The organism is Achromobacter sp. 10T422, from assembly GCF_056394065.1.
Genome location: NZ_JBFTHD010000001.1, coordinates 338,563 through 364,825, shown reverse-complemented (window position 1 = coordinate 364,825; position 26,263 = coordinate 338,563). Strand labels below are relative to the sequence as shown.

Below are 26,263 nucleotides of genomic sequence, written 5' to 3'. Positions count from 1 at the left end.
GAGTAAGCAGGCATGCATTCTTATCCCGCCTTGGCGCAAGCCCACGGCATCCCTTTGCCGGCCTTGTTGCGCAATCTGATTGAAGCGGGCCTGGCGGACTACGGCGCGGACGTCAAAGCCTGGGTGGCCGACTGGAGAGCGAACAAGCTCGCGGCGCAGCCTGCGTTGTCGTGCATCGACGACTTCGAATGGATCAAGGCAGACGAGGCCGCAGAAACCATTGATGAATGGTTGAATCCCGCCTATCAGCATGGCCGCCGCTTTCTGCCTTTCGCCCAAACGGGGGCGGGCGATGCGTATTGCCTGACGCCGCTGTCCAACGGCGGCGTGGGTGTGGCGCTGGTCTGGCACGACGCGGACACCAGCAAGATCGAAGCGGTGTCATTCGACGTGTTTGCTTATGAAGCCGTGGTACGCAGCGCGGGGGATGCCTCGCACCTGATCGACGACGGATTCAGCCGGGCTGAAGCCGCGCGGTGCGTGGCCGCGAACCTCCGCGCTGTGGCGCCGTCGCTGCCGCAAGACCTGCGCGCGGAACTCGATGGCATCGCCCAGTTGTTGACCGGGTCTGACGGACAGGCAGACGGCCCGGCGCTGGTTCCGGCCGCAGCCGTCGATGCCGCCTTGGCGCGCGTACCTGCCGTGCAAGACGCGCCATTCGCCGTGGTGGCGCGTTGGGAATGCGGCGAAGGCTGATGCCTTGCAGCCAACGCACTAGTACTTCTGGCTAGGGTAATTCCTGACAACAAGCTGATTGTCAGCTGTTTGTCAGGACGGTTTAATCACCACAAAGTTGCAAAGCAGTCGTAGCCCCGACACCGGGAAGCTCGCAGCAGGCGTTTCCCCGCGTCCTCGCAGGTGCAGTTACTACAAGCTGGTCCGTGTAGTCCACCCAAGGAGACAACAAGCCATGCAACACGTCACAAAGCCCCGCCGCAAGTTCATTTCCGGCGCCGCCGCCGCGGGCGCCGCCGCACTCGGGTTCCCCGCTGTCACCCGGGCGCAGAACGCGCCCATTTCCCTGCGCTTTCAAAGCACCTGGCCCGCCACCGACATCTTTCACGAGTTCGCCCGCGACTACGCGCAAAAGGTCAACGACATGGCCGGCGGCCAGTTGAAGATCGAAGTGCTGCCTGCGGGTGCCGTCGTGAAGGCGTTTGACCTGCTGGACGCGGTGTCGGCCGGCACCTTGGATGGCGGACACGGCGTGGTGGCGTATTGGTACGGCAAGAACACGGCCGTGGCGCTGTGGGGCTCGGGGCCGTCGTTCGGCATGGACGCCAACATGTTGCTGGCCTGGCACGAGTACGGCGGCGGCAAGGAATTGCTGGTGGAAATCCAGAAGGCCATGGGCGTGAACGTGGTGTCGCTGATGTACGGCCCCATGCCGACGCAGCCTTTCGGCTGGTTCAAGCGGCCGGTCACCAAGGTCGAAGATGTGAAAGGCGTGAAGTTCCGCACCGTGGGGCTGGCCATCGACATGTACACGGCCATGGGCGCGGCGGTAAACGCTTTGCCGGGCGGTGAAATCGTGCCGGCGCTGGACCGCGGTTTGCTGGACGGGGCGGAGTTCAACAACGCGTCTTCCGACCTGGCGCTGGGCTTTCAGGACGTGTCCAAGATCTGCATGCTGCAAAGCTTTCACCAAAGCGCCGAGCAGTTCGAAGTGCTGTTCAACAAGGGCAAATACGACGCGTTGCCCCCGCACTTGAAAGCGGTGTTGAGCTATGCCGCGCAGGCGTGCAGCGCGGATATGTCATGGAAGGCGGCCAACCGGTATTCGCAAGACTACGTGAAGCTGCAAAAGGATCACAACGTCAAGTTCTACAAGACGCCAGACGCGATTTTGCAGGCGCAGCTGAAGATCTGGGACGAGATGATTGCCAAACGCTCGGCCGAAAACCCGCTGTTCAAGAAAGTGCTGGACTCCCAGCGGGCCTTTGCTGAAAGGGTGGGGCGCTGGCACGGCGACGTCTCGGTGAATTACCGGATGGCCTACAACCATTATTTTTCGCGCGCCACGAAGCCGGCCTGATCCCTGACCAGGCCGCACGATGATCCGTCTTATCCGACTGATTGACCGCGTCTCCACCTTCGTCGGCAAAACCTTTGCCTGGCTGATCGTGGTGCTGACCCTGCACGTGTGCTGGGAGGTGGCGGCGCGGTATCTGCTGAATCAACCCAGCGCGTGGGCGTTCGACTTGCAGATGATGTATTACGGCATCCTCTTCATGATGGCCGGCGCCTACACGCTGGCCAAGAACGGCCACGTGCGCGGCGACATCCTGTACGGCTTTCTGCCGCCGCGCGTGCAGGCGGGGTTGGACCTGGTGCTGTTCATCGTGTTCTTCTTTCCCGGCGTCATCGCGCTGGTGTGGGCGGGCTGGTATTACGCCGCCTATTCGATTGCCATCGGCGAGCATTCATCGCTGATGGCCAACGGGCCGCCCATCTATCCCTTCAAAGCCTTCATCCCCATCGCAGGCGCGTTCCTGCTGCTTCAAGGCGTGGCCGAAGTGTTGCGTTGCGTGCTTTGCCTGCGGCGCGGCGCGTGGCCATCGCGCGAAGAAGACGTCGAGGAAGTGGACGTCGACAAGCTGAAGAAGATGGTGCATGTGAAAGACGAAGACATCGCCCAGCTTGACCGCTATGTGACGACCCCCGGGGAGCCCCGCCGATGAAGATCCACAAGGCGTTGTGGTTTGGCCTGTCATGCATCGGGATCGTGCTGGCGATGATCGCGTTCCTGACGCCGTGGGGCGAGCTGACCACGGGGCATATCGGGCTGCTGATGCTGGCGCTGATTGTCGTGGCCATCATGCTGGGCTTTCCGACGGCGTTCACGCTGATGGGCATGGGCGTGCTGTTCACGTTCCTGGCCTATTACATGCAAAGCGCGGACGCGGGGCGGTCGATTGGCCAGACGCTGGACCTGATGGTGCAGCGCACGTACGCCACGATGACGAACGATTCGCTGATCTCGATTCCGCTGTTCGTCTTCATGGGGTATCTGGTTGAGCGCGCCAACCTGATCGAAAAGCTGTTCCGGTCGATGCATTTGGCGCTGGCGCGGCTGCCCGGCGCGCTGGCGGTGGCCACGCTGGCCACGTGCGCCATCTTCGCCACGGCCACCGGCATCGTCGGCGCGGTGGTGACGCTGATGGGGCTGCTGGCCATGCCCGCCATGTTGAAGGCGGGTTATAGCGTGCGGCTGACGGCGGGCGCCATCACGGCGGGCGGCTGTCTGGGCATACTGCTGCCGCCGTCGGTGATGCTGATTGTCTATGGCGCCACCACGGGCGTGTCGGTGGTGCAGCTGTACGCGGGCGCGCTGTTTCCGGGCATCATGCTGGCCGGGCTGTACATGATTTACGTGATCATCGTGGCCAAGCTGCGCCCCGACATGGCGCCGCCGCTGCCGGTCAGCGAACGCGGCGTGCCACTGTCGCCCGAAGCGAAGACGCTGGAGGCCACCGGTTACACACGCGCGCTGACCGGCATGGTGGCGGCGCTGTTCAAGGGCCGGCGCAATCGCGACGTGCCGTTCGGTTTTCTGGTGCGCAACATGGCGACGGTGCTGGCGCCGCTGGCGGTCACCGTGCTGCTGGTGGCCGTGGTGCATCACGGGCTGACGCGGCCCTTGGTGGAATATGAAATCCCGGCCGAGTTGCAGTTGGGGTCGGGCGGGTTTGATTCAGGCGGATTTGATTCGGGAGGGTCCGAGGGCGGATTGAGTGAACCGCCCGCCGATGGCCTGGCCGAACCGCCGGGCACGCCGCAGGCGTCGTCTTCGGCGCTACCGGCCAACGCCACCCCCAACCCCGCAGCCGAACCTGCAACCGCCGCCGCCAACGACACCCGCCCCGCACCCACCGGCTTCTGGATCTTCGCCGCCATCTGCGCGGTCATGCTCGCCGTGTTCTACGCCGCGCTGACCTGGGCGCGGCTGGAAATCTTCAAGATGCTGATGGGGTCGTTCTTCCCCTTGGCGGTGATGATCGCCGCGGTCTTGGGCTCCATCGGGTTCGGCTTGGCGACCCCTAGCGAAGCGGCCGCCATGGGCGCGATGGGCGGCGCCTTGCTGGCGCTGGCGTACCGGCGGCTGAACTTGCCGGTGCTGCGCGAATCGGTCTTCCTCACGGCCAAGACCAGCGCGATGGTGTGCTGGCTGTTCGTAGGATCATCCATTTTTTCGGCGGCCTTCGCGCTGCTGGGCGGCCAGCGCATCATCGAAGAATGGGTGCTGTCGCTGGGGCTGACGCCAATCCAGTTCCTGCTTTTGGCGCAGGCCATCATCTTCCTCTTGGGCTGGCCGCTGGAGTGGACCGAGATCATCGTGATCTTCATGCCCATCTTCGTGCCGCTCTTGAACGCCTTCGGCATCGACCCGTTGTTCTTCGGCCTGCTGGTGGCGCTGAACCTGCAAACGGCGTTCCTGTCGCCACCCGTGGCCATGTCGGCGTTTTATCTGAAGGGCGTGTCGCCGCCGCATGTGACGCTGAACCAGATCTTCCTGGGCATGATGCCGTTCATGGGGATTCAGGTTGTGGCGATCTTCCTGTTGTACATGTTCCCGGGTATCGGGATGTGGCTGCCCACGGTGCTGTACCGATAGGCGGGTGATCCCAAAAGACCGGCCAATGCGAAACCTGGCCGGTCGGCGTATGCTTTCGTCAGCACCATCCTGGACACACTAACAGGGAAGCTGACGATGACATCCACACCCCCCTTAGCACAGCAGGCACGGCCGTTGGAGATCGGTGATATCACCGTCATCGACAACTCCAAGCTCAAGAAGGCCGTGACGGCCGCGGCGCTTGGCAATGCCATGGAATGGTTTGATTTCGGCGTCTATGGGTTTGTCGCCTTTGCGTTAGGCAAGGTTTTTTTCCCCGATGCCTCGCCAGCCGTGCAGACGATTGCCGCGCTGGGCACCTTCTCGGTTCCGTTCCTGGTCCGCCCCTTGGGCGGCGTTTTTTTTGGCGTGATGGGCGACAAGTTCGGGCGGCAGAAAGTGCTGTCGCTGACGATCATCATCATGGCGATCAGCACCTTCTGCATCGGGCTGATTCCGTCCTATCAGTCCATCGGCATCTGGGCGCCCGTGCTGTTGCTGGCGTGCAAGCTGGCGCAGGGGTTTTCGGTGGGGGGCGAGTACACGGGTGCGGCGATTTTCGTGGCCGAGTACGCGCCCGACCGCCAGCGCGGCTTTCTGGGCAGTTGGCTGGATTTTGGTTCTATCGCCGGCTTCGTGCTGGGCGCAGGGATGGTCGTTCTGCTGCAAACCATATTGCTGGAGCAGACCTTCCTGGAATGGGGCTGGCGCGTGCCGTTCTTCGTGGCGGGGCCGTTAGGCCTGCTTGGCCTGTACTTGCGCCACGCGGCGGAAGAAACGCCCGCGTTCACACAGCAGCTGGAAAAAATGGAAAAGGAAGACCAGGACGCGGTGCAAGAGCGGCCCACGGTTTCCTTTCGCGAGATTTTTTCCAAGTACCGCAAGGCGCTGCTGATCTGCATCGGCATGGTGCTGGTGACGAACATCACCTACTACATGCTGCTGACGTTTATGCCGACCTACCTGACCAGCAATCTCGGGTATTCCGAAGAGCATGGCGTGCTGATCATCATCGTGGTCATGATTGGCATGCTGTTCGTGCAGCCCGTCGTCGGGTTCGCCAGCGACAAGGTCGGCCGCAAGCCATTCCTGCTGGCAGGCAGCGTGGGCCTGTTGGTGCTGGCGGTGCCGGCCTTCAAGTTCGTGGGCAGCGACAACACCGGGCTGATCTTTCTGGGCCTGCTCTTCATTGCCGTGTTGCTCAATTGCCTGACGGGCGTCATGGCTTCGACACTGCCCGCGCTGTTTCCGACACGCATCCGCTACAGCGCGCTGGCCAGTTCCTTCAACGTGGCGATCATCATCGCCGGCCTGACGCCGACGCTGGCGGCCTGGCTGGTCGAAGAAACGGGCAACCTGATGATGCCCGCCTATTACCTGATCGTGGCCGCTTCCATCGGCTTGATCACGTCGTTCTTCCTGCCTGAAACCGCGAACCGGCCGCTGCGGGGCGACACGCCCAATGCGTCCAGCAAGCATGAAGCGAAAGCGCTGCTGCAAGAGGCCTACGAGACCATCGAGCAACGCGTGCAGGACGTCGATGCCGAAATCGCGGAACTGGAAGACAAGCTTGAAGCGCTGCGGCAACGGCGCCAACAGCTTGCAGACCGTCATCCGTCATTGGAGTAGCCCGCCTGCCGGGCGGGCGGAATCGCGGAGACGCGGGTTTGCTGACTTGCCGAATCGCAAAGCCGCAGACCCGCAGACCCGCAGATCCGCCGGCACGCAGATTCGCCTACTCGGTGACCAGGTACGCCTGGCCGCCGGGTTTCACGATCGGCGCCAAGTCCTTGAACGGCACCGTCGCATGCGTGCCCAGGCAGATGCCCATCGCGTGGCCGATGCCGGAGATCGACAAGGTCAACACGCCGGGGGCTTCGGTGCCCAAGGCCAGATAGCTGGGCCACAAGTCCGAACACCCTTCCAGGGATTCGTCTTCGGTGGCGCCCTTGAGGGCGTCGTCGGCCAGCGGCGCGCGCGCTTTTTCCATCAACGCCAGCAGCGTGGGCGTTTCCTTGCGCCAGCCGTTTTCGTCCGGCACGTAAGCGTCAAAGATGCGGTTCCAGTCCAGGTATTCGCCGCGCAGCAGATCAAACGTGTAGGGCTCGAAATGGTTGTCGGGGTGTGCGCCGCCACAGTACAGGCTGCCGGATTCCGTCACGGTCATCAGCGCGGGCGACAACCACTGCACGGTGATGCTTTCTTCGTCATAGCTGCCCAAGGTGCCGGCGGCCGGGTTGCCGTTGGTATACGCGGACGACATGCACGCCAGCGCGGCCAGGTTCATTTGCCAGTGGCGTTGTTCAAGCAGGTGGTTGATGCGGGTCAGCACCTGTGGGTCGGGATGCCGGCTCAAGCGCGGATAGCTGAATTTGGTGCGGGGGTCGCGCCATAGCTGGTACGCCACAGGGCCTGCGCCGCTGTCTTGGCCGACGGGTACCGCGTGGCCGGCAAGCTTCAGGGTTTCGTAGGGTGCGTTGCCGGCATTGATGCCCACGTGGCGATTGATGCCGCTGCCCATCCCGCCGCTGATCGCGTCGGTGACGGCCTGCGCGCTGTCTGGCGTCAGTTTGTCGGGATCGTAATCCGCCACGCGGCGCAGGCTGAACGTGCGCGTTTTGCCCGTGCGGGCGTCTTTCCATTGCCCGCGATAGCCGCTGGCATCGCGCTCGCCTTGCCACGTTGCGGCTGGGTCTGTTTCGGGATCTTTGCCGGAATCAGCCACTTCAAAGAAAGGCTTCGGCTCAACCAGCGCCTGCGCCGTGCCTTGCAAGGGAATGTCGACGCCGTGCTTCGGATAGAAGTAGCGCCCGGTCAGTTCGCCATTGGCGCCCGCCTGGCTATCCAGTTCCATGACCACATCGCCCGCGCCTTGCAGCGTGCCGGTGTAGACGGTGCGTGAAGCGGCATCGGCCGTGCCCCCAAACAGCGGCAACACGGCCAGCGCCAGGGCGCCAAGCAGCAAAGGGGGCGGGCGGCGAGCGGGCAGGGTCATGGGAAGGGGTCAGTCTTCAGCAGCGGACAACGTGACCTGTCCGAAAGTCATCCACACAAAGGCGGTCTCAGACGCTTGCGCCCGGTACGTGCCGGTGGCTTCACCCAGGCGCATCGCAACGGCCGTGAATTCCCAGGCCAGCGCGTCGTCGCACTGCACCTTGCGATGCGAATACGCGGGCAAGCCATGCGCACGGCCAAACGCCAGCGCCAGTTGCGCGTGTTCCGACAATTCGGCGGGCACGGAAGGATGGTCCCAACCCCACAGAAAGCTGCCGTCCGCCGTGTTCGACGTACCCACAATCTGCACCGGCGCCGTCGCGGTAATGCCGCCCGGCAGCTGGAACACGATGCACTCTTCGTCCATGTCCACCGACCACTGCTCGGCCTCGTCCAGATGCCAGGTGGCGCAGTGCGCGCTGGTAGCGGCTTGCATGCCCTCCAGGCTTTGGGCAATGAAGGCTTGAACGTCAAAAGGCTGCGTGGTGTCGGTCATGCTTGGCGGTTCTTTGTAGGGGAAAAATCAGGATGATAGGGCATTGGGGCGAGGCAATACGTAGACATTCGTGTCGCGGTGGTAGTGCTGTTCTTGGGCGCTGAACACAAAGCCCAGTTTTTCCAGGACGCGCCCGGATGCATGATTGCCGGGCCAGACCACGGCCACCAGTTGGGGCACGTCCAGCGTGCGCCAAGCGTAGTCGCATAGGAGTTTGCCAGCGAGCGTTGCGTAACCGTGGCCCCAGGCCGCGCGGCTCAGACGGTAGGCCAGTTGAAGCCGGCCAGAGTCCTCAAGCGGAACCAGGCTGATCCAGCCGACGGCGACTTGGCCTACGACGATGGACCAATGGCCGATATCGGTTTGCGGTTCGGCCAGCCATGCCAGAAGCTCCTGCCGCCGCGCCTCGGTAGCGGGCTTGACGCCCGTGCTGTGCTGCATGACGGCCGGGTCGGATTCCATGGCCAGAATCATGGGCACGTCGCCCGCTTGCACGCGACGCAAAGTCACGGTGGTGGACGGGGTAAGCATGGGCGCGGGTGGGGTAGTCAAGGCCATGCCAGATGATACCGGCGCTTGGATGACGTGTACGAAAAGGGGCGTTTGCATCAAACTAATTAGGTGCCTTACTATCTGTCGCTGAATCAACTCAGGAACGCGATCTTGCTCCCCACGCCACCCATGCTTGAACCCAAACACCACGCGCTGCTGGACGAAGCGGCGCGGCGCGGGTTGGACTCGGCCGACGACATCGGCCTGTGTTTTCAACTGCTGTCTTTAGCCAATGCGATCGACCGCGATTGCGCGGCTCGTCTCGCGCCGCGCCAGCTATCGGAAGGGAAATTCGTGCTGTTGTTCCTGTTGCACGAGCAGGCGGACGGGCTGTCGCCGCATCAGTTGGCGGACGGGGCGGGCGTGACGCGCGCCACCATTACGGGCTTGGTGGATGGGCTGGAACGTGACGGCTATGTGTCGCGGCAGGCGGGCACTGAAGACCGCCGCAAAATCACGGTGGCTTTGACCACCAAAGGAAAATCCATGGCGGCGAAATTGTTCAAGGAGCACACGGACTGGATCGCATCCTTGTTCGGCAACCTGAGCGCACCCGATAAGGCGCAGTTAAGCGAATTGCTGGCGCGCGTCTGGCACGGCACCGACACCGGGCGTGCCGCGTTGCGAAAGGGCCAGCGATGAGCGCCGGCGCATCGACCCCCGCGAAGCGCAACCCCGCTTCGCCTGCTACGAAGCGTAGCGCTGCTTCGCTTCCTACGAAGCGTACCGCCGCATCGCCTGCTACAAAGCGTACCGCTGCTTCGGTTCCTACGAAGCGCAACACCGCTTCGCCCACGACTAAGCCCGCCGGCCGAGGTGTGAAAGACATCAGCCCGGCCCGTCTGGCGCAGCTGAATGCGGGCGCGCCCGCCACCACGTTGACGGAGTGCCTGGCCGTGGACTTCGCCGCGCTGATGCAGGCGGTGGCCCCGCAAGTCGGGCGCGACGCCATGGCGCAGATGCAGGCGGAAGCAAGCACGGGCATTTCCAAACGCATGGCGGTGGCGGCGCTCTTGTTGAATGATCAACTTGGGCCTGATTGCGAACCGATGCTGGCGGCGCATGCCTCTGACACGGTGCGCGGTTGGGCGTGCTTCGTGGTCGGCGGGGTTCCGGATTTGACGCCTGGCGAACGTCTGGAACGGATTCGCCCCTTGGCCGACGATGCGCATTTTGGCGTGCGCGAATGGGCCTGGCTGGCGGTGCGCCCGTGCTTGGCCGCCGAACTGGAAACGTCTTTGCAAGCCCTGCAATCATGGACGCAAGACCCGTCGGAACGGGTGCGCCGCTTTGCCAGCGAATGCCTGAGGCCGCGTGGCGTCTGGTGCGCCCACATTGCGGCGCTGAAGTCTGATCCAGACCAAGCCTTGCCGCTGCTTACGGCATTACGCGCCGACCCCGCCGTTTATGTGCAGGACTCGGTCGCAAACTGGCTTAACGACGCCAGCAAAGATCAGCCGGACTGGGTGCGTGAGGTGTGCGCGCGTTGGCTGGCCGGCCAGCCGTCCGCCGCAACCGAACGCATCTGCAAGCGCGCACAGCGTTCGATTGCGGCGTAACCGCTCAAAGCTGGCTCATTCCGCCATCCACGATGATCTCGGTGCCGACAATGAACGCGGATTCCGGCGCGGCCAGATGCAGCACGGTCGAGGCCAGTTCTTGCGGGGTGCCGAAGCGGCCCAGCGGAATCTGCGACTGGATGCTGGCGGCGGTTTTCTCCAGCGTGTCCGCGTCCAAACCCAGCTTGCCGTAGATGGGGGTTGCGATCGGGCCAGGGCTGACCACATTCACGCGGATGCCGCGCGGTAGCAACTCTGCCGACAAGGTCTTGGCCAGCGAGATCAGCGCGGCCTTGCTGGCGGCGTAAATGCTGGATGCCGGCATACCGATGTGCGCGTTGATGGAGCCATTGAGCACGATGGACGCGCCCGGGTTCAACAGCGGCTCCAACGCTTGCAGCTGGAAGAACACGCCCTTGATGTTCGTGTTGAAGGTCTGGTCCCAGAGGTCTTCGGTGGCGTCCGCCAAGGATGCGAACTTGGCGATGCCGGCGTTGACGAAGACGGCGTCCAGGCGCACGTCTGCGGCCTTCAATGCTTGGGCCAGCGCGGCGGCGGCCCCCGGGGCGCCTGCGGCGTTACGGATGGCCAGGGCGTTGCCGCCCAGCGCGGCGCGGGCGCTTTCCAGCGCGGCTTCGTCGCGGCCGGTGACGATGACGCGGGCGCCTTCGTCGGCGAAAGCTTGGGCTGCCGCCAGGCCGATGCCGCTGGTGCCGCCGGTGACCAAAACGGTCTTATGTTCAAAACGGTTCATGGTGATCTCCTTGGGAGTCGTTCGATAAGGTGTAGCCATGTTGCGCCTGGGCTGGCGCTTTGTCGTACGATCTTTCGGATGAACACGTTCGAAGGAATCGCACATGTTGACGGCAAATGAACTGGCGCTGCTGGAAGCCATCCGGGACAGCGGCAGCCTGTCCCGCGCGGCGGTGAAACTGGGGCGGGCGCCCTCATCGGTGTCGCACGCGGCCCGCCAACTGGAAGAACGCTTTGATGCCTTGCTGTTTGACCGCCGCCGCTACCGGCTGCAACTGACGCCCGCCGGTCAATTACTGGCCGACGAAGCCGCCCGGCTGATGCTGGACGTGTCGCGGCTGACACAGCGCGTCAAACAAGTGGCCAGCGGCTGGGAAGACCGGCTGCATATCGTCAGCGACGAGATCCTGGAATTCGAACTGATATCGCCCTTGATCCACGCGTTTGACCGGCTGAATTCAGGAGTCAGCCTGCGTCTGACGCATGAAGTGCTGGGCGGCACGTGGGAAGCGTTGCGGGAAGGCCGGGCCGATCTGATCGTGGGGGCGACGAACGAGCCTCAGTCTATGCCGAACCTGCAATGGGCGGAACTGGGCGCAATGGAATGGTTGTTCGCGGTGTCGCCGCGTCATCCGCTGGCCAAGCTGAAACCCCCTTTGCGGCAGGACCAGATTCAACAGCATCGCGCGGTGGTGGTGGCCGACACGTCGCGCACCAGCGCCGCGCGCGGCTACGGGCGGGTAGGGGGGCAGGCGGTGCTGGCCGTACCCAGCATGCGCGCCAAGATCCTGGCGCAGCGCGACGGGCTGGGTGTGGGCTGGCTGCCGCGCCATCGCGTGGCGTCCCTGCTGGCGCGCGGTGAGCTGGTGGAAAAAGCGACCGAGACCCCGCGCGAGCCCAACCTGCTGTATCTGGCATGGCGCGGCGGCCACGAGGGGCGCGCGCTGCAATGGTGGCTGGAGCAACTGCGCCAGCCCACGATGGCGGCGGCGCTGATGCGGGGGATTGATGTCGGGTGATCAGCCGGGGGAATGATGTGGCGCAAGGATGCTGGCGAATGACGCCGTGTATCCGTGCACCCGCTTCATGCCCCGCCCATCAGCCCTTCGGCCGCCAGCGCCGCCTGCACGCTGGCCCGTTCGCCTACGCGGGACATATACCCCGCCAGAGCGGGCCAGCGTGTCAGGGAAATATCGAAGAACGCCGCCCAGCGCAACACCGTGTACAGATAGGCGTCGGCCACGCCGAAGCGGCTGCCGGCCAGATACGGTTGGGCGTCCAGCGCGCCGGCAAGATAGTCCAGGCGCTTTTCCAGCCGCGCCAGCCACCATTCGCGCGCGGCTTGCGGCAGGGCGCGGTTGAACAGCGGGCCGAAGCCGCCATGGATTTCGGTGCTGATGAAGTTCAGCCATTCTTGCAGGCGGCTGCGTTCCCAGCTGCCGTTGGGCGGGGCCAGTCCGGCTTCCGGTTTCAAGTCCGCCAGGTACTGCACGATGGCCGGCCCTTCGGTCAGCACTTGCCCGTCGTCGCGTTGCAGCGCGGCCACGTAACCCTTGGGATTGATCGCCAGAAAATCACCGCCGTCGGCGGTGCGCTTGGTCTGGTTGTTCACACGCACCAGCGTAAAAGGCAGGCCCAGCTCGCGCAGCACGATGTGCGGCGACAGCGAGCAGGTGTCGGGGGCGTAATACAGCTTCATCGGTCGGTCCTGAATTCAACAAAGCACTTATCTTGAAACGCCGCGCGGCATGCGTAAAATTACTTCTTCAGAAAATAACCATAAGCAGAGCTAATGCCATGATGAACCTGATGCACTGGCGGCTGGTGCTGGCGGTGGCGGATGCCGGCAACATCACGCACGCCGCAGCGCAGGTGGGCATGACGCAGTCGGGCGCCAGCCAGGCCATCGCCCAGCTGGAAGACATGCTGGGCGCGCCGCTTTTCACGCGCGAACGGCGCCAGACGGTACCCACCGCGCTGGGGCTGCGCGTGGTGGACGAAGCGCGCGCCATGCTGGGAGCGCTTGAGCGCATTCAGGCGCTGACGCAAGCCGCGCGCGGGACCGCACGCGGCACCTTGCGGCTGGCCAGTTTCCCGATGGTGTTCTCGACCATTTTGCCGCCCGTGCTGCGGCGGTTTCGGCAATTGCATCCGGCGATTGATGTGGTGTCGCTGGAAGCCAGCGATGACGAAGTCGAAACCTTGCTGGCGGCAGGCACGGTGGATGTGGGCGTGGTGTTGAACGCCGCGCCGGGCCGGCACGTGTGTCCGCTGGGTGAAGACGAATGGATGGCGGTGCTGCCTGCCGCGCATCCCCTGGCGCGTGCGGGCAACGCCATCGACTTTGCGGATCTGACCACGCAGCCCTTCGTGCTGGCAACGGGCGGTTGCAGCGTGCACGCGCAAAGCCTGGCGCAAGACGCGGGCATCACCATCCCGGACGTGCGCGCCACCGTGCGCGATTGGGCAAGCGCGTTCGCCCTGGTCCGCGAAGGGCTTGGAGTGACGCTGGTGCCCGCATTGACCTTGCCCGAGAACCGCCGCGGCTTGCGCGTGTTGCGGCTGGCGGCGCCGCAGTACCGGTCGTTTGGCTTGGCGGCCTCCCAGCACGCGGCAGAGAGCGCGCCGGTTCAGGCCTTGTTCGAGATGTTGCAGCCCCCTCCAGCTTCCGCCGTCGCAAACCGCAGCAGATAGCCGTCGGGGTCTTGCACCAGGAATTCCCTGCACACTGACCAGCCAGCGCCGACCCGGTAGCGCTTTTCCTCAATGGGACGAAAGAGCGGCCAATTCGCTTCGGCCAGCGCATCGGCGATGGGCTCGATGCTGGGCACCGTCATCTGAAAATTGATGCCGCGTCCGAAGGGGCGTTCGAGCGGCCCCGTGTCCCATTCATGGTTGATCTGGCACAGCATGATCTGTAGCGGCCCGCGCTCCAGATACGCAAAGCCGGCTTCGGGCCGCGCATAGGCCACGTCAAAGCCCAGCAGTTGGCACCAGAAGGCCAGGCTGGCGTCCAGGTTGGACACATCCAGTTCCGGCACCATCGCCGCAAAGCCGCCGGTGGGCAGCCGTCCTTCGGAAGTTGCGTTGTTTCGTTCTTGTTGGTCCATGTCTCTTTTGGTGGTTGTCATGCGTGCTGGAATTGCGACATGCTTACGGCTTGCCGTAATGGCCTGCCGTCACCGCACGCTGTTACGGCTCGCCGTTACGGCTCGCCGTCACGGCACGCCGACGATTATCCTGGTAAATGCGCGAACCGCGTTTTTGACCGCGAGATCAATCGCTACGGCACACAACAGTCCAAAGGACGGAAATGGAAGAGACAACGCACGACGCGGCCATGAACTGGCCGCAGCTGGTGGATGACCTGAACAAGCTGCTGCGCCTGAAGACCACCGTCATCGGCATGAAGCTGTTCGAAGACGAAGCGGACATGGCGGGCATTAAAGGGTTGCGCCGGCCGCAAGCCACGCACACCACGGACCAGATCGTGGGCATGGCGGCGCGCCTGGGCTGGACGGTGGGGATCACCGGCGACGATCTCGTCGGCGCGCAGTGCCGCGCGGTGATCGGCCTGGGGCCGCAAGACGAAGACTGGAAAAGCGGCAAGGACTACGTGGGCGTCTGGCACGCCACCGAAGCCGATGCGCGTGCACGCCAATCGGCCTTGTCCTGTGTGCCGGCGGGCAAGTATCGCGGGCTGGTGGTGTCGCCCTTGGCATCGGGCCGGCTTGATCCGCCCGATATCTGCCTGGTGTATGCCACGCCAGGGCAGATGATCATTCTTATCAATGGCTTGCAGTGGAAGAACTACCGCCGGTTTGACTGGAGCGTGGTGGGCGAGACCGCCTGTGCGGACTCCTGGGGCCGGGCGCTGGCCACGGGCGAACCCAGCCTGTCCTTGCCCTGTTTTGCCGAGCGCCGATACGGCGGCGTGCCCGACGAGGAAATGTTGATGGCCTTGCCACCGCGTTATCTGCCGATTGCCATTGAGGGCATGAAGGCGCTGGCGGCCAACGGCTTGCGCTACCCGATTGCGCCCTATGGCATCCAGAACGATGTGCGCGCCGGCATGGGCGTGAGCTATGCGAAGAGGGCGCAATGATCGCGAGCGACACGCGCTGGGCCGCGGTGCTGGCGGTGGTGGGGGCGGGCGTGGTGGCGTCGTTGCAAGTGGGCAAGGTGATCATTGCCGCGCCGCTGCTGCGCACGGACATGGGCCTGGACCTGGCGTCGATTGGCACGCTGACGGCGGTGTTTTCAATTCTGGGCGTGGTGGGCGGCATCGCCGCAGGCGGCGTCATCGCGCGGTTCGGCGCGCGGCGCATGTTGCTGTTGGGCCTGTTGGCGACGGCGCTGGGCACCGTCATCGGTGCGATGGCGCCCGGCTACGGCGTGCTGTTGGCGTCGCGCGTGATCGAAGGGCTGGGGTTCCTGATGATCACCGTCGCCGGGCCCGCCGCGTTGCAACGCATGGTGTCGGCCTCGGGCCGCGACTTCGCGTTTGCGCTCTGGAGCTGCTACATGCCGGCGGGCATGGCCATTGCGATGCTGGCCTCGCAAGCCTTTGACCAGTGGCAGGCGTACTGGTGGTGCGCGGGTGTTGCGGTGGCGGTGGCGTTCGTGAGCGTGGTTGCGCTGGCGCCCGCGTCGCCGCCCGGGCCACAGCTGTCGTGGCGCGGCATGCGGCAAGACACCACCGACACGCTCAGCGCCGCAGGCCCGGTGCTGCTGGCCTTGTCGTTCACGCTCTACAGCTTGATGTTCTTCGCGCTGTTCACGTTCCTGCCCGTGCTGCTGATGGAGCAATTGGGCTTGACGCTGGCCCAGGCGGGGCTCTACAGCGCCATTGCCAGCGCGGCGAATCTGATCGGCAACCTGGGCGCGGGCGTGCTGCTTGCGCGCGGCTGGCGGCGGTCGACCTTGATTGCTTGCGCCAGTGCGGCGATGGCCGTGGTGGCGTTGCTGATCTTCCGCTCGGTGCTTCCCGCCATGCCAACCTTTCTGCTCTGCGTGCTGTTCTCGGCCGTAGGCGGACTGATTCCCGCCACCTTGCTAGGCACCGCGCCGCTGGTGGCGCCGCGTGCGGGGCTGACGGCGGCGTCGGTGGGGCTGGTCATGCAGGGCAGCAACTTGGGCCAGGTCATTGGCCCGGTCACCGTCGGGGGGGTGATCGACCGTTACGGCTGGGGCGAGGCATCCTACGTGGTGGTGGCGGCGGGCGTGGCGGGGGTGCTTATTGCAGGCGGCTTGCGGCGGGTGCGGGCGGCCAGACTCTAGCGGCATTGCGCAGCCTCAATGCGCCATCGACGCCCGCGTGCGCAACGTCATGATCGAGGCCTATCATGAAGGCCGACCTTGTTGGAGCCGATATGCAACCGTCTACCACCCGCCTTGTCATCTTCGATTGCGATGGCGTTCTGATCGACAGCGAAATCATCGCCGCGCGTGCGCAATCGCGCGCGTTGGCCGAACATGGCATCACGATCACGCCCGAAGAAGCCGCTCACCGTTTCGCCGGCATACCCGATGCCGACATGTGGCAAACCCTGCAATCCGAAAACGCTTGCACCTTGCCCGACAGCTTTGCGCGGCAGTATGCCGACCGCCTGGCGCACACGTTCCGCGAAGAACTGCGGGCCTTGCCGCATGTGCACGAAACCGTGGCGGCGCTGCGCGCGCGTGGGATGGATATCTGCGTGGCCAGCAGCAGCACGCCGCCCAAACTGGAAGCCGCGCTGAAGCTGGTGGGCCTGTGGGACGACTTCGCTCCCAACGTGTTCAGCACGGCGCAAGTGGCCAAGGGCAAGCCCGCGCCCGACGTCTTCCTGTTTGCCGCGCGCCAGATGCGCGCGGCGATTCTGGATTGCGTGGTGGTGGAAGACAGCGTGCCGGGCGTGCGCGCTGCCCGCGCCGCGCGCATGCGGGCGGTGGGCTATGTGGGCGCGTCACACAATGGGCCGAACCAGCGCCAGCGCTTGCTGGACGAAGGCGCGTTCGACGTCATCGACGACCTGAGCCGCTTGCCGGATTTGCTGTAGCCGTTACCGGTACGGGTATCGGCTTGACGCGCACGGCGCGCAGCACGCCCACGACCAGGCAGGCGATGCCAATCAGCGTCAGCGGTTCAGGCGCCGTGCCGCGCAAGATGAAGGCATAGGCCAGCGCGGCCAGGGTTTCAAACACGATGAGCTGGCCGGCCAAGGCGGTGGGCAGGCGCTGGCTGGCTTCATTCCAGCACAAGGTGCCCAGCCACGAGGCGAACAAGCCGATGATGATCATCAGGCCCAGGAACACGTCGGGGCGCGGGCCTAACGGCATGTCGAACGCGCTGCCCGTGGCGGCCATTCCGCCCCAGAGGATGGCGTAGCCCGCCAAGGCCAGCGGCAGCGTGGCCACGCCCTGCGCGGTGGCCCAGGTGCTGGGGCTGCGGTCGGGGTGCGCGCGCAACCAGTCGGCATTGCGCAGCGGATACCAGGTCCAGCAGGCGACGGCGGCCAGCGCCAGCAAGGCGCCGACCGCGTAGCGCGACATGTCGGCATCGGCGTCCTGGCGCAGCGCTTGCAGCTCTACCTGGTTGACGCAGCCGATGCCCAACGCAATCAACGCAAGCGATGGCGCCAGACGCATCCAGGGCAGTTTGCCGTCGCGGCGCGCATTGCGCAGGTTGGCACAAATGGCGATCACCACCGGCAAGGTGCCGATGATCATGGTGGGGACGGGGCCGCCTGCGCGCTGGATGGCGCTGGCCAGACACAGGTAATACAGCAGGTTGCCGATGGCGGCCAGCTTCAGCGCTTCGATCCAGTCGGCGCGGCGCAACTGCCGCAAGCGGTTGCGATCCAGCCATGCAAGCGGCAGCGCGATCAGCCCGAACGCCAGGTAGCGCGCCACGGATTGCAGCGCCGCCGGGTATTCCGGCAGCAGCAACGGCCCCACGAACACCAGCCCCCACATCAAGCCCGCGGCCAGCGCATAAAGGGTTCCTGCCCACATACCTTGCTCCTGCAAATCAATGCGGGCAGTCTAGCCAGCGCGGGCAGGGCGGGTCTTGTACCAGATTGCGGTGGCGACGCTGGCGCGCTTCGGGCGCGAACCTATTTCAGGCGTGAAACTGCTTCAGGCCCGAACTTGCTTCAGACGAGAACCGGCTTCAAGCGCGAACCTGCTTCTGGTAACGGGCGGGCGTGACGCCGTAGCGGCGCGAAAAGGCGCGCGTCAGATGCGCTTGGTCAGTCAAGCCTGCCGCCAGCGCCACTTGCGCCGGTTCGATGCCGGCGGCCAGCAGGCGCTTGGCCTCGAACAGGCGCAGCGCCATCAGCATCTGCTGCGGCGTGGCGTGATAGTGCGCCTGAAAGCGCCGCAGGAAATGAAACGGGCTCAAGCCCGCCACCGCCGCCAGCTCGTCCAGCGTAAGGCGGCGCGACAGATTTGCGCGCAGGAACTCGATGACGGGCGCAAAACGCGGCGCGCCTTCGGACGGCGCATGGCGCGGCACCTGCGCGTGGCGGCGGAACTCGTTCAGCAGTGCGTAGAGCGCGCTGTCGAAGGCCAGCGGTTCATGCGCGTGCCATAAGGTGTCGAGCAGGGCGGTGACACGTTGCGCGCTGGCGGCGTCATGGCCCACGGCGGTATCGAACCACCAGCCGTCTTCGCCCGTCACGCGCGCCACGACGCCGGGGTCGATGTAAACCATGCGGTAGCGCCAGCCGCCTTCCGTTTCGGCGCGGCCGGTATGCAGCTCGTCGGGGTTCATCAGCACGACCGAGCCGGACGGGGCCAGATGGTCCGCGCCGCGGTAGCGGAACCGTTCGACGCCGGATTCGATCGCGCCCAAGCCATAGGCTTCATGCGTGTGGGGCTCGAACGCGTGCCGGATGATGTGGGCGCGGTAAAGCTCCACGCCGGGCTGATGCGCTGTGCGGCGGAACTCGGCGCGGTCGTTGGGGTGGTCGAACGCCGCCGGCACGCCCGTCAAAGCGGGCGCGCCGGGGTCCGACGGGGCGGCATGCACGGAACACATGCCTGGGATTAAATCACGGCAGTTGGCCGCAGCCCCTGGCTCGCCCGTGCAATGAATGTCCCCAGTTTCTGGATGCTCATGGGGCGGCCAAACAACCAGCCCTGCGCATATTGCACGCCACGCTCGCGCAGGATGTCGCGCTGCGCTTCGGTTTCCACGCCTTCGGCAATCATCTGCAAGCCCAGCGAGCGCGCCAGTTCAATGATGTGAAACGTCACCAGGCTGGTCGGCGCGTCGGTGCCGAGGGTGTCGACGAACATCTTGTCGATTTTCAGGAAGTCCAGCTCGTAGGTGGCCAGGTAAGACAGGCTGGAATGGCCCGTGCCAAAGTCGTCGATCGCCACGCGAAAGCCGCCCGCCCGCACGGCGAGCAACACGCCACGCGCCTTGTCGGGCGACATCAATCCGCGCTCGGTGATTTCGAACATCAGGCTGGCCGGGCCCATGCCGGCGCTGGCCGCCAGTTCCTTCATGCGCGTGTCCATGCCTTCCGAATGCAGATCGTCGGGCGACAGGTTGATGGCGATATGCAGCTGCGGGTCGGCGCGCAGCAATTCGGCGGCGTCGCGCACCACGATTTCCATGACGCGGGTGGTGATGCGCTGGATCATGCCGTTGGCTTCGGCCAGCGGAATGAACACGTTGGGGCTGACCAGCGCGCCGTCTTCATTGCGCCACCGGGCCAGCGCTTCGGCGCCCACGCATCGGCCGTCTTGCAGGTCGATGATGGGTTGGTATTCCACGAAGAATTCGTCGCGGTCGATGGCGGCTTCCAGCTCGCCGCTCAGCGACAGGCGGCGGCGCGCGACGAACACCACGACGCCCGTCAGCAAGATCCCCAAGATCAGGCCGACGGGCCCGAGTATGTAGGCGAACCGCTGCACCTGCGCCTGCACCAGCGCCGAGGGCATGGCGGCCAATGCCGCGCTGTCGCCCGTGTCGGACGGCTGAATCACTACGAAGTAGCCAGCGTCTTCAAACTGGATGGGCTGGCCTTGGTAGCGGTCGATCCATTCGTCCTGGATCGTGCCGCGGCGGCCCAGAATCAAGCGCTGTCCGGTGGAAAAGAAGGCCAGCGATACGGGCGATTCGCGGTTCAGCAGGTCGATCGCCAAATCGGGATACACCAGCGCGGCGTAGCCGTCGCGGGCCAGCACGCTGAAAGTCTGCCCGGGCAGGTTGGGCAATTCGATCGCGCTCCAAAAGCGCAAGCCGTATTGGCGGTTGCCATGCGGTGCGCCCAGATTCAGCGGGACGCCTTGCCCGCCCAGCGTGGTACAGACCAGCGCGTCTTGCTCCAGCMGMGCCATGCCCGCCACGTGGCTGAACGCTGCCGACAACATGCCCATGCGCGTCAGTTGCTCGGGCGAGCAGGGCGGTTCGGCGGGGTTGTTGTTCAGGGCGTCGATGGCGTCGCTGATTTGCAAGCGCGCATTGTCGGCCCGGTGCAGCACGTCTTCCGCCAGATCGTGCAATGCGGTCAGCGCGTCGTCACGGCCCTGCGTCTGCGCCAGATAGAGCGACAGCGAAAAAGGCACGATCAAGGCCAGGACGCCAACCGTTGATGCCAGCAACACCATGCCTGTCTTGTTCATGCGACGCTCCGCAACCCGCTTTTCACGATTCGGATCAGGCTACTCCCGGCCTGTCCGCGCGTTGCGTCCATTGACAATATTTGACAGTCGCGCGGTCTACGCCGGCATTTCCTTGGCGCGCGCCAGCAACAGCGCTTGTTCGCGGGCGTTGCGTGTCATGCCGGCCGCGCGTTCAAATTCTGCGCGTGCCTCGGCGTGACGGCCCAGCTTGGCGAGCAGGTCGCCGCGCACGCTGGGCAGCCAGTGGTAGTTGGCCAGGGCGGGGTTGGAGGACAGCTCATCGGCCAGATCCAGACCCGCTTGCGGGCCAAAGGCCATGCCCACGGCAACGGCGCGGTTCAGCGCCACCACCGGCGACGGCATCACCTGCGCCAACGCGTCGTACAGCGCGACAATGCGCGGCCAGTCGGTGTCTTCTGGCTTGCGGGCGCGCGCATGGCTAGCGGCCAATTCCGCTTGCAGCGCATACGGGCCGCGTGCGCCGCCCTGCGCGTCCGAGCGCGCCAGCGCGGCCAGCCCACGCCGGATCAGCAGCGGGTCCCAGCGGCTGCGGTCCTGTTCCATCAACAGGACGGGGCGGCCTTGCGCATCGGTCCGGGCGTGCAGGCGTGACGCCTGCAATTCCATTAGCGCGACCAGGCCGTGCACTTCGGCTTCGTCGGGCGTCAGCTCGGCCAGGATGCGGCCCAGCCGCAGCGCTTCATCGCACAGCGCCGGGCGCATCCAGTCGTCGCCCGAGGTCGCTGAATAGCCTTCGTTGAAGATCAGATAGATGACTTCCAGCACCGACGCCAGCCGGGGCGCGCGGTCTTGTGCATGCGGCACTTCAAACGGCACGTTGGCCGCCGTCAGGCTGCGTTTGGCGCGCACGATGCGCTGGGCGATGGTTGATTCGGACGCCAGAAACGCGCGCGCGATCTCGGCGGTAGACAGCCCGCCCAGCAGGCGCAGCGTCAACGCCACCCGGGCGTCGGTGGACAGCACGGGGTGGCAGGCGGTGAAGACCAGGCGCAAAAGGTCGTCGCCAATGTCGTCCTGGCGCGCGGCGTCCAGGGCGTCGACAAAGTCGGGCTGCACATCCGCATGCAAGGCTTCCAGCTCGTGGCCGATCTGCTCGTGCTTGCGGGTGTGCAGCGCGTCCAGACGCAAGCGGTCGCGGGCGCGGTTCTTTGCGGTGGTCATCAGCCACGCTCCGGGGTTGTCCGGCACGCCGGTATCGGGCCAGCGTTCCAGGGCGGCCACCAGCGCATCCTGCGCCAGTTCTTCGGCCAGCCCGACGTCGCGCACCAGCCGCGCGACGCCGGCGATGACGCTGGCGGCCTCGATCCGCCAGACGGCTTCAATGGCGCGATGCGTGGCCGCTTGCGTCATGCTGCGGGGACCTCGCCGGGCACCATGTAGACCAGTTCCCAGATGTGGCCGTCCAGGTCTTCGAAGCCGTGGCCATACATGAAGCCGTGGTCTTGCGGCTCGCGCGGCACCGAGGCGCCGGCGGCCCGCGCGCGGGCGACCAGGTCATCGACTTCGGCGCGGCTTTCGCATGACAGGCAGATCAGCACTTCGGTGGCTTGCTTGGGGTCCACCAGCGGCTTGTCGGTAAAGCCCTTGAAGAAATCACGGGTCAGGAGCATCGCGTAGATGTCGTCGCTGATCACCATGCAGGCGCCCTGGTCATTGGTGAACTGCGGGTTGAACGTGAAGCCCAGCTGCTTGAAGAAGGCTTGCGATTTCTGCATGTCGCCGATGGCGATGTTGACGAAGATTTTCTTGTGCATGATGGGGTCTCCAGAGGATCAGTGGCTGACGCCGGTGATGTCGCGAAATCGTTCAACTTCCTGGCTGGGGGCGAATTCGTCCAGCTCAAAAAGCTGGCGCACCTCGATCTCGCAGCGCTGGCCGGGAAAGGGCGAGGGAAAGCGCATGGCCCATTGCATCGCTTCCTCGCGCGAGCGCACCTGAATCAAGGTGTAGCCGGCGATCAGTTCCTTGGTGTCAGCGAAGGGGCCGTCGATGACGGTGCGCTTGCCGTCCGGCTGGCCGTCGTATTGCACGCGCCAGCCTTTGCTTGTGGGGTGCAGGCCGTTGGCATCGAGGAGTGCGCCCGCTTTGGCCAGGGCCTCGTGGTAGGTCAGCATCGAGGCAAGCAGGCTTTCGTCCGGCATCTTGCCGGCTTCGCTATCGGGCGTGGCCCGCACGATGATCATGAATCGCATCTGAGTCTCTCCTTGGGGTAGGACATCGCCACCTGGGTTCCGGAGGGAATTTCGGGGGCTTGCAGGGGGACGACGAACGGGGGTGACTCAGATCGACAGGAATGTCGCGAAGCTAGGGTAAATACCAGGATGGGTGTCAATGGCCCCAGGGGTTGATGACCGATACGCCCGCAGCTTMGAACGGCGCAACGTCCCGGGTGGCTACGCTCATGCTATGCGCGGCAGCCGTCGCCGCAATGTATCCATCTGGGCCCGAAATCGCCTGGCCAGCGGCTCGGGCTCGCGCCATCAGCGCAGCGTATTCCAGACTCGCCGCGATATCGAACGCCAATACCCGCCCGGCAAATAGCGCCAGGACGCGTTGCTCCAGATCGCTGTACAACGTGTCGCGTCGTTTACCCGCCGGCATGCAGGCAACACCAAACCGCAATTCGGCAACAGTGACGGCGGAAAGAAACAGCGTCTCCAACGGCTGCTGGTCGATCCATTCAATGACCGCGTCGGCAGGCGCCTGGCGCAGTGGCTCCGATATGACGTTCGTATCTAGCAAGATCATTCAAACCTCGGTGGCGCGGCGGGTGTTTTGTCGCGTTGATCGAACAGGGCAGCTTCCTGTTCGGTGAGTTTGGCATGGCGACCAATCTGCGCAAGCAATGAACCGAGCTTGACGCGTCCTTCAGGCTTGACGGCCTCTTCGAGGATGGCGCGCACTTCGGCCTCGGTGCTGCGGCCATGTTGGGCGGCGCGCACGCGCAGTGCGCGGTGCACTTCTTCGGAGATATTTCTAACGGTCAACATAGGCATGATGCGAAGACTCCTGATGCATTCATTGAATGCATTCTAGGAATATGCAGTCATTTGTGCAAATGGCTGTGGCTACGTCTCGTGACGAAGCCCCGTTCCTACATAAAGCACGGCCCCAGTTCCCGGACTTCCACCGTTGCCCATTGCGCCGCCGGGCACTCGGCGGCCAGCGCCAGGGCTTCTTCGCGGGTGTCACAGGTCAGCAGGAAAAAACCGCCGATCATTTCCTTGGCTTCGGCGTATGGGCCGTCCATCAGCGAGCGTTCGCCGTCGCGAATTTGCAGGCGGACGCTTTCGGATTCGGATTTCAGGGATTCAGCGCTGACGAGCAGGCCGCGGCCTTTGAGTTCTTCGGCGTAGCGCACCATTTGCGCATAGGCCTCGCGGCCTTCTTCGGGGGTGCGCTGGGCGCGCTGGCCTACCGGTTCAACGATCAGCAACATATAGGACATGGCGTTTCCTGTTCTGGCCTGAGGGTGGATTGGGCGAAGCTTAACGCTGTTGCCCGGCCACACGCCAGCTTGGAAGGGAGACTTTTGTCACCCTTCCTGGAAGATCGTCATGGTGGCGCGCGATGCCGCGCGCCGGCCTGTTGCGGGGGGGCTTAGGTGCGAGCCGGGGCCGGCTGCGTGGCGGGCGCGGGCGCGGCAGCGGCGGATTCGGGCGCGGTAGCCGCGGGCGCTTGCGCCGCCGGTGCTGCTACCGAAGCCGCCGATGCCGAAGCAGCCGATGCCGAACCGGCTGTTGCCGAAGCCGCCGAAGACGAACCGGCTGTTGCCGGTGCCGCCGAGGATGCCGCCGATGCCGGTGCTTTCGCTTCCTTCGCCGGCGCCTGCTTCGGCGCAATATCCATGATCAGTTCGACGCGGCGGTTGGCGGCGCGGCCGGCCGGCGTGTCATTGGATTCAATGGGGCGCGTTTCCGCATAGCCCACGGCCCGCAGGCGCTGGCCGGCGACGCCGTCTCGCACCAGCTCGCGCAGCACGCTGGTGGCGCGGCTGCTGGACAGTTCCCAGTTCGAAGCGAACTGGCGCGTCTGGATCGGCACCGGGTCGCTGTGGCCTTCGACCGACACCTGGTGTTCGTTCTTGTTCAGAATCGTCGCCAGGCGTTTGATCACGTCCAGGCCGGCCGGGCTGAGCGTGGCCTGGCCCGACGGGAACAGCAGTTCGTTGCTGATCCGGAAGCTGACGGACTGCTCGTTGATGATCACGTCCACCGACTTGCCCAGATCGCCCAGCCCCAAGGATTCCTTGGACGGCGCCATCAGCGGCGGGGCGGCATCGGCCACCTTCATGCTGTCGTCGTCGGCGGGGGCGGCGGGGGCCGTGGCCACAGGGGCAGCGGGCGGTTCGGCCCAACTGGCGGGAATGGCGGGCGTGTCGAATTCAGCGTATTCGCCGTCGTACTTGGGCAGCCCAGCGGCGGCCAGCGTGCCGACCAGTTCAATCGGCTGGTCCGACGGGCCGGAAGCCTGGCCATGCAGGCGCGACACGGCCAGCATCACCACCAGCATGGCCAGCAGCAGCGTGATCAGGTCCAGATAGCTGAGCAGCCAATTCTCGGAATCCTGTTCGACCGTTTCTTCAACGTGCCAGCGGGAATAGCGGTCTTTGCGGTCACTTTTGCTGGGGCGCCAGCCGCTGTTGTTGGCGGCCGTTTTCTGCGCGCGCAACTGGGCCTGGCGGGCCTGCTCGATCCGCTGCGCCAGGGAAGGAGAAATCAGGCTCATTGACGCGCGGGGGCCGGGCGGTTGATGGAGACGGGCTGGGCGGCGGGTTTGACCTGGCCTTCCGTCTTGGGTTTGGCCTGGGGCGCGGCGCCAGCGCCACCGTCGTAGATTTCGTCTTCAACGTGCAGCACGAAGGAATTCAGCGTCTCGCGCACCACAGCCGGGCCGCGCTTCTCGCACATCATCGAGATGCCTTGCAGCACCATGTTCATGGATTCCACACGGCGCGCGGTGCGGCGTTCGAGCTTCAGCGCGATCGGTTTGCAGATCAGGTTGGCCAGCAAGATGCCGTAGAACGTCGTCATCAGGCCCACGGCCAGATGCTGGCCGATCATCGTCATGCTGCCGTCGCCCAGCACGGCCATCAGGTTGATCAGCGCAACCAGCGTGCCCAGCATCCCGAAGGCCGGGGCAAAGGTCGCCATCACGCGGAACATCTGCGCCTCGGCCTGTTCGCGGGCACGCAGGCGCGCCACGCGCCATTGCAGCACTTCAATGATCTGGTCTTCCGGGGTGTTGTCGATGATCAGCTGCACGCCCGTGCGCAGGAACGGGTTCGACACTTTCTTCAGGGCTTGCTCGACCTTGTGGACGTCGGTGTTCATCCACAGCTGCGCCATCGATACGAGTTCTTCGATGTCGCGCTGCTGGTCGTGCTGGTCGTTGCGGAACACCGTGCGCACAAGCGAGAACACGCGCAGCACTTCATGCAGCGGGTAGGCGATGAACAAGGCTGCGCACGTGCCGCCCAAGACGATGGCCAGGCCTGGCAAGTTGAAGTACATGCTGGCGTCGGTGGCGGACAGCGCCACGACGATAAGCAGAGTAAGCAGGCCAACAACGGCGCCGATGACGGAAGACGGATTCATGGATCTTGCCCGAAGGGAAAAGCACCCCTACGCGCGGAATGCCGGAATGTCGGGAATT

General features: G+C 64.8%; 29 protein-coding genes. 12 read left to right on the top strand and 17 right to left on the bottom strand.

The window, feature by feature from the left end; genetic code table 11:
* Positions 1-12 precede the first annotated feature (12 nt).
* The 5 genes from AC1DB0_RS01625 (at position 13) to proP (ending at position 6,244) form a co-directional block, all read left to right on the top strand.
* A complete protein-coding gene (locus AC1DB0_RS01625; RefSeq protein ID WP_476756747.1) occupies positions 13-696 on the top strand; it encodes an SMI1/KNR4 family protein in 684 nt (227 codons plus the stop codon).
* A gap of 214 nt (positions 697-910) precedes the next feature.
* Entirely contained in the window at positions 911-2,035 is a 1,125-nt protein-coding gene (locus AC1DB0_RS01620; RefSeq protein WP_054421487.1) for a TRAP transporter substrate-binding protein, read from the top strand.
* Positions 2,036-2,054: 19 nt separating this feature from the next.
* On the top strand, positions 2,055-2,681 hold the full coding sequence (locus tag AC1DB0_RS01615) for a TRAP transporter small permease subunit (protein WP_175169119.1): 627 nt from the start codon (positions 2,055-2,057) through the stop codon (positions 2,679-2,681).
* The gene (locus tag AC1DB0_RS01610; RefSeq protein WP_476756748.1) at positions 2,678-4,615 is read left to right on the top strand and encodes a TRAP transporter large permease; all 1,938 of its coding nucleotides are present in this window, start codon (positions 2,678-2,680) and stop codon (positions 4,613-4,615) included. Before AC1DB0_RS01615 ends, AC1DB0_RS01610 begins: the two co-directional genes overlap by 4 nt.
* A 96-nt stretch (positions 4,616-4,711) precedes the next feature.
* The gene (proP, locus tag AC1DB0_RS01605; protein WP_054421493.1) at positions 4,712-6,244 is read left to right on the top strand and encodes a glycine betaine/L-proline transporter ProP; all 1,533 of its coding nucleotides are present in this window, start codon (positions 4,712-4,714) and stop codon (positions 6,242-6,244) included.
* Positions 6,245-6,350: 106 nt separating this feature from the next.
* On the opposite strand, the gene AC1DB0_RS01600 is transcribed toward proP, so the two are convergent.
* From AC1DB0_RS01600 to AC1DB0_RS01590, 3 genes are read right to left on the bottom strand one after another with little or no spacing between them, the layout of a single operon-like run.
* Positions 6,351-7,610 carry a hypothetical protein gene (locus AC1DB0_RS01600; RefSeq protein ID WP_447577968.1) on the bottom strand — a complete coding sequence of 420 codons (1,260 nt, stop codon included), beginning with the start codon at positions 7,608-7,610 and terminating at the stop codon, positions 6,351-6,353.
* A 9-nt stretch (positions 7,611-7,619) separates the two neighbouring features.
* Positions 7,620-8,105, bottom strand: coding sequence for a DUF6882 domain-containing protein (locus AC1DB0_RS01595; RefSeq protein ID WP_476756749.1), 486 nt, complete (start codon positions 8,103-8,105; stop codon positions 7,620-7,622).
* Between the two features lie 27 nt (positions 8,106-8,132).
* Entirely contained in the window at positions 8,133-8,657 is a 525-nt protein-coding gene (locus tag AC1DB0_RS01590; RefSeq protein ID WP_346550177.1) for a GNAT family N-acetyltransferase, read from the bottom strand.
* 129 nt (positions 8,658-8,786) lie between these two features.
* Here AC1DB0_RS01590 and AC1DB0_RS01585 point away from each other — a divergent pair, with 129 nt between their 5' ends.
* Entirely contained in the window at positions 8,787-9,299 is a 513-nt protein-coding gene (locus AC1DB0_RS01585; RefSeq protein ID WP_346550175.1) for a MarR family winged helix-turn-helix transcriptional regulator, read from the top strand.
* Positions 9,300-9,475: 176 nt separating this feature from the next.
* A complete protein-coding gene (locus tag AC1DB0_RS01580) occupies positions 9,476-10,216 on the top strand; it encodes a DNA alkylation repair protein (protein ID WP_476756750.1) in 741 nt (246 codons plus the stop codon).
* Positions 10,217-10,220: 4 nt separating this feature from the next.
* Here AC1DB0_RS01580 and AC1DB0_RS01575 read toward each other — a convergent pair whose 3' ends face one another.
* On the bottom strand, positions 10,221-10,970 hold the full coding sequence (locus AC1DB0_RS01575) for an SDR family oxidoreductase (RefSeq protein ID WP_054421501.1): 750 nt from the start codon (positions 10,968-10,970) through the stop codon (positions 10,221-10,223).
* Positions 10,971-11,073: 103 nt separating this feature from the next.
* Here AC1DB0_RS01575 and AC1DB0_RS01570 point away from each other — a divergent pair, with 103 nt between their 5' ends.
* A complete protein-coding gene (locus tag AC1DB0_RS01570) occupies positions 11,074-11,988 on the top strand; it encodes a LysR family transcriptional regulator (RefSeq protein WP_342066038.1) in 915 nt (304 codons plus the stop codon).
* Between the two features lie 65 nt (positions 11,989-12,053).
* Here the strand turns inward: AC1DB0_RS01570 and gstA are convergent, their stop codons facing one another.
* The gene (gstA, locus tag AC1DB0_RS01565) at positions 12,054-12,668 is read right to left on the bottom strand and encodes a glutathione transferase GstA (RefSeq protein WP_476756751.1); all 615 of its coding nucleotides are present in this window, start codon (positions 12,666-12,668) and stop codon (positions 12,054-12,056) included.
* A gap of 98 nt (positions 12,669-12,766) precedes the next feature.
* Here gstA and AC1DB0_RS01560 point away from each other — a divergent pair, with 98 nt between their 5' ends.
* Positions 12,767-13,663, top strand: a complete 897-nt coding sequence (locus AC1DB0_RS01560; protein ID WP_476756752.1) for a LysR family transcriptional regulator — start codon at positions 12,767-12,769, stop codon at positions 13,661-13,663.
* On the opposite strand, the gene AC1DB0_RS01555 is transcribed toward AC1DB0_RS01560, so the two are convergent.
* Positions 13,600-14,079 (bottom strand): bleomycin resistance protein, encoded by a 480-nt coding sequence (locus AC1DB0_RS01555; RefSeq protein ID WP_476756753.1) that lies wholly within the window; start codon positions 14,077-14,079, stop codon positions 13,600-13,602. The genes AC1DB0_RS01560 and AC1DB0_RS01555 overlap by 64 nt on opposite strands.
* A gap of 203 nt (positions 14,080-14,282) precedes the next feature.
* On the opposite strand from AC1DB0_RS01555, the gene AC1DB0_RS01550 reads away from it, so the two are divergent.
* From AC1DB0_RS01550 to AC1DB0_RS01540, 3 genes are all read left to right on the top strand, one after another.
* Complete coding sequence (locus tag AC1DB0_RS01550; protein ID WP_476756754.1) at positions 14,283-15,074, top strand: DUF169 domain-containing protein; 792 nt, start codon at positions 14,283-14,285, stop codon at positions 15,072-15,074.
* A complete protein-coding gene (locus AC1DB0_RS01545) occupies positions 15,071-16,249 on the top strand; it encodes an MFS transporter (protein WP_476756755.1) in 1,179 nt (392 codons plus the stop codon). The genes AC1DB0_RS01550 and AC1DB0_RS01545 overlap by 4 nt, the downstream gene beginning before the upstream one ends.
* A gap of 92 nt (positions 16,250-16,341) precedes the next feature.
* On the top strand, positions 16,342-17,010 hold the full coding sequence (locus AC1DB0_RS01540) for an HAD family hydrolase (RefSeq protein ID WP_342066033.1): 669 nt from the start codon (positions 16,342-16,344) through the stop codon (positions 17,008-17,010).
* Here AC1DB0_RS01540 and AC1DB0_RS01535 read toward each other — a convergent pair.
* The 11 genes from AC1DB0_RS01535 to AC1DB0_RS01485 form a co-directional block, all read right to left on the bottom strand.
* A complete protein-coding gene (locus AC1DB0_RS01535; RefSeq protein ID WP_476756756.1) occupies positions 16,973-17,965 on the bottom strand; it encodes a DMT family transporter in 993 nt (330 codons plus the stop codon). The two genes, AC1DB0_RS01540 and AC1DB0_RS01535, sit on opposite strands and share 38 nt — an antisense overlap.
* 157 nt (positions 17,966-18,122) lie before the next feature.
* Positions 18,123-18,947 (bottom strand): AraC family transcriptional regulator, encoded by an 825-nt coding sequence (locus AC1DB0_RS01530; protein WP_476756855.1) that lies wholly within the window; start codon positions 18,945-18,947, stop codon positions 18,123-18,125.
* 53 nt (positions 18,948-19,000) lie between these two features.
* Positions 19,001-20,587: an EAL domain-containing protein gene (locus AC1DB0_RS01525; RefSeq protein WP_476758579.1), complete on the bottom strand. Its 1,587-nt coding sequence runs from the start codon at positions 20,585-20,587 to the stop codon at positions 19,001-19,003.
* A gap of 96 nt (positions 20,588-20,683) precedes the next feature.
* Entirely contained in the window at positions 20,684-21,958 is a 1,275-nt protein-coding gene (locus tag AC1DB0_RS01520; protein ID WP_476756758.1) for an RNA polymerase sigma factor, read from the bottom strand.
* The gene (locus AC1DB0_RS01515; RefSeq protein ID WP_054421526.1) at positions 21,955-22,362 is read right to left on the bottom strand and encodes a VOC family protein; all 408 of its coding nucleotides are present in this window, start codon (positions 22,360-22,362) and stop codon (positions 21,955-21,957) included. The genes AC1DB0_RS01520 and AC1DB0_RS01515 overlap by 4 nt, the downstream gene beginning before the upstream one ends.
* Before the next feature lie 18 nt (positions 22,363-22,380).
* Positions 22,381-22,800, bottom strand: coding sequence for a YciI family protein (locus AC1DB0_RS01510; protein WP_476756759.1), 420 nt, complete (start codon positions 22,798-22,800; stop codon positions 22,381-22,383).
* 136 nt (positions 22,801-22,936) lie between these two features.
* Positions 22,937-23,356, bottom strand: coding sequence for a PIN domain-containing protein (locus tag AC1DB0_RS01505; RefSeq protein WP_476758578.1), 420 nt, complete (start codon positions 23,354-23,356; stop codon positions 22,937-22,939).
* Positions 23,353-23,604, bottom strand: a complete 252-nt coding sequence (locus tag AC1DB0_RS01500) for a FitA-like ribbon-helix-helix domain-containing protein (RefSeq protein WP_441370958.1) — start codon at positions 23,602-23,604, stop codon at positions 23,353-23,355. The genes AC1DB0_RS01505 and AC1DB0_RS01500 overlap by 4 nt, the downstream gene beginning before the upstream one ends.
* A 98-nt stretch (positions 23,605-23,702) precedes the next feature.
* Positions 23,703-24,056 (bottom strand): YciI family protein, encoded by a 354-nt coding sequence (locus AC1DB0_RS01495; protein ID WP_054421532.1) that lies wholly within the window; start codon positions 24,054-24,056, stop codon positions 23,703-23,705.
* Between the two features lie 152 nt (positions 24,057-24,208).
* Positions 24,209-25,336: an OmpA/MotB family protein gene (locus AC1DB0_RS01490; RefSeq protein WP_476756760.1), complete on the bottom strand. Its 1,128-nt coding sequence runs from the start codon at positions 25,334-25,336 to the stop codon at positions 24,209-24,211.
* Positions 25,333-26,205 carry a motility protein A gene (locus tag AC1DB0_RS01485; RefSeq protein ID WP_054421534.1) on the bottom strand — a complete coding sequence of 291 codons (873 nt, stop codon included), beginning with the start codon at positions 26,203-26,205 and terminating at the stop codon, positions 25,333-25,335. Before AC1DB0_RS01485 ends, AC1DB0_RS01490 begins: the two co-directional genes overlap by 4 nt.
* Positions 26,206-26,263: the final 58 nt, after the last annotated feature.

What these genes read in the sequence shown, in the direction of transcription:
- AC1DB0_RS01570 (WP_342066038.1), top strand. Translation starts at nt 11,074, where the DNA reads ATGTTGACGGCAAATGAACTGGCGCTGCTGGAAGCCATCCGGGACAGC.
- AC1DB0_RS01550 (WP_476756754.1), top strand. Translation starts at nt 14,283, where the DNA reads ATGGAAGAGACAACGCACGACGCGGCCATGAACTGGCCGCAGCTGGTG.
- AC1DB0_RS01485 (WP_054421534.1), bottom strand. Translation starts at nt 26,205, where the DNA reads ATGAATCCGTCTTCCGTCATCGGCGCCGTTGTTGGCCTGCTTACTCTG.
- AC1DB0_RS01490 (WP_476756760.1), bottom strand. Translation starts at nt 25,336, where the DNA reads ATGAGCCTGATTTCTCCTTCCCTGGCGCAGCGGATCGAGCAGGCCCGC.
- gstA (WP_476756751.1), bottom strand. Translation starts at nt 12,668, where the DNA reads ATGAAGCTGTATTACGCCCCCGACACCTGCTCGCTGTCGCCGCACATC.
- AC1DB0_RS01500 (WP_441370958.1), bottom strand. Translation starts at nt 23,604, where the DNA reads ATGCCTATGTTGACCGTTAGAAATATCTCCGAAGAAGTGCACCGCGCA.
- AC1DB0_RS01515 (WP_054421526.1), bottom strand. Translation starts at nt 22,362, where the DNA reads ATGCACAAGAAAATCTTCGTCAACATCGCCATCGGCGACATGCAGAAA.
- AC1DB0_RS01585 (WP_346550175.1), top strand. Translation starts at nt 8,787, where the DNA reads ATGCTTGAACCCAAACACCACGCGCTGCTGGACGAAGCGGCGCGGCGC.
- proP (WP_054421493.1), top strand. Translation starts at nt 4,712, where the DNA reads ATGACATCCACACCCCCCTTAGCACAGCAGGCACGGCCGTTGGAGATC.
- AC1DB0_RS01600 (WP_447577968.1), bottom strand. Translation starts at nt 7,610, where the DNA reads ATGACCCTGCCCGCTCGCCGCCCGCCCCCTTTGCTGCTTGGCGCCCTG.
- AC1DB0_RS01615 (WP_175169119.1), top strand. Translation starts at nt 2,055, where the DNA reads ATGATCCGTCTTATCCGACTGATTGACCGCGTCTCCACCTTCGTCGGC.
- AC1DB0_RS01625 (WP_476756747.1), top strand. Translation starts at nt 13, where the DNA reads ATGCATTCTTATCCCGCCTTGGCGCAAGCCCACGGCATCCCTTTGCCG.
- AC1DB0_RS01540 (WP_342066033.1), top strand. Translation starts at nt 16,342, where the DNA reads ATGCAACCGTCTACCACCCGCCTTGTCATCTTCGATTGCGATGGCGTT.
- AC1DB0_RS01620 (WP_054421487.1), top strand. Translation starts at nt 911, where the DNA reads ATGCAACACGTCACAAAGCCCCGCCGCAAGTTCATTTCCGGCGCCGCC.
- AC1DB0_RS01595 (WP_476756749.1), bottom strand. Translation starts at nt 8,105, where the DNA reads ATGACCGACACCACGCAGCCTTTTGACGTTCAAGCCTTCATTGCCCAA.
- AC1DB0_RS01495 (WP_054421532.1), bottom strand. Translation starts at nt 24,056, where the DNA reads ATGTCCTATATGTTGCTGATCGTTGAACCGGTAGGCCAGCGCGCCCAG.
- AC1DB0_RS01510 (WP_476756759.1), bottom strand. Translation starts at nt 22,800, where the DNA reads ATGCGATTCATGATCATCGTGCGGGCCACGCCCGATAGCGAAGCCGGC.
- AC1DB0_RS01575 (WP_054421501.1), bottom strand. Translation starts at nt 10,970, where the DNA reads ATGAACCGTTTTGAACATAAGACCGTTTTGGTCACCGGCGGCACCAGC.
- AC1DB0_RS01545 (WP_476756755.1), top strand. Translation starts at nt 15,071, where the DNA reads ATGATCGCGAGCGACACGCGCTGGGCCGCGGTGCTGGCGGTGGTGGGG.
- AC1DB0_RS01610 (WP_476756748.1), top strand. Translation starts at nt 2,678, where the DNA reads ATGAAGATCCACAAGGCGTTGTGGTTTGGCCTGTCATGCATCGGGATC.
- AC1DB0_RS01520 (WP_476756758.1), bottom strand. Translation starts at nt 21,958, where the DNA reads ATGACGCAAGCGGCCACGCATCGCGCCATTGAAGCCGTCTGGCGGATC.
- AC1DB0_RS01535 (WP_476756756.1), bottom strand. Translation starts at nt 17,965, where the DNA reads ATGTGGGCAGGAACCCTTTATGCGCTGGCCGCGGGCTTGATGTGGGGG.
- AC1DB0_RS01560 (WP_476756752.1), top strand. Translation starts at nt 12,767, where the DNA reads ATGATGAACCTGATGCACTGGCGGCTGGTGCTGGCGGTGGCGGATGCC.
- AC1DB0_RS01555 (WP_476756753.1), bottom strand. Translation starts at nt 14,079, where the DNA reads ATGGACCAACAAGAACGAAACAACGCAACTTCCGAAGGACGGCTGCCC.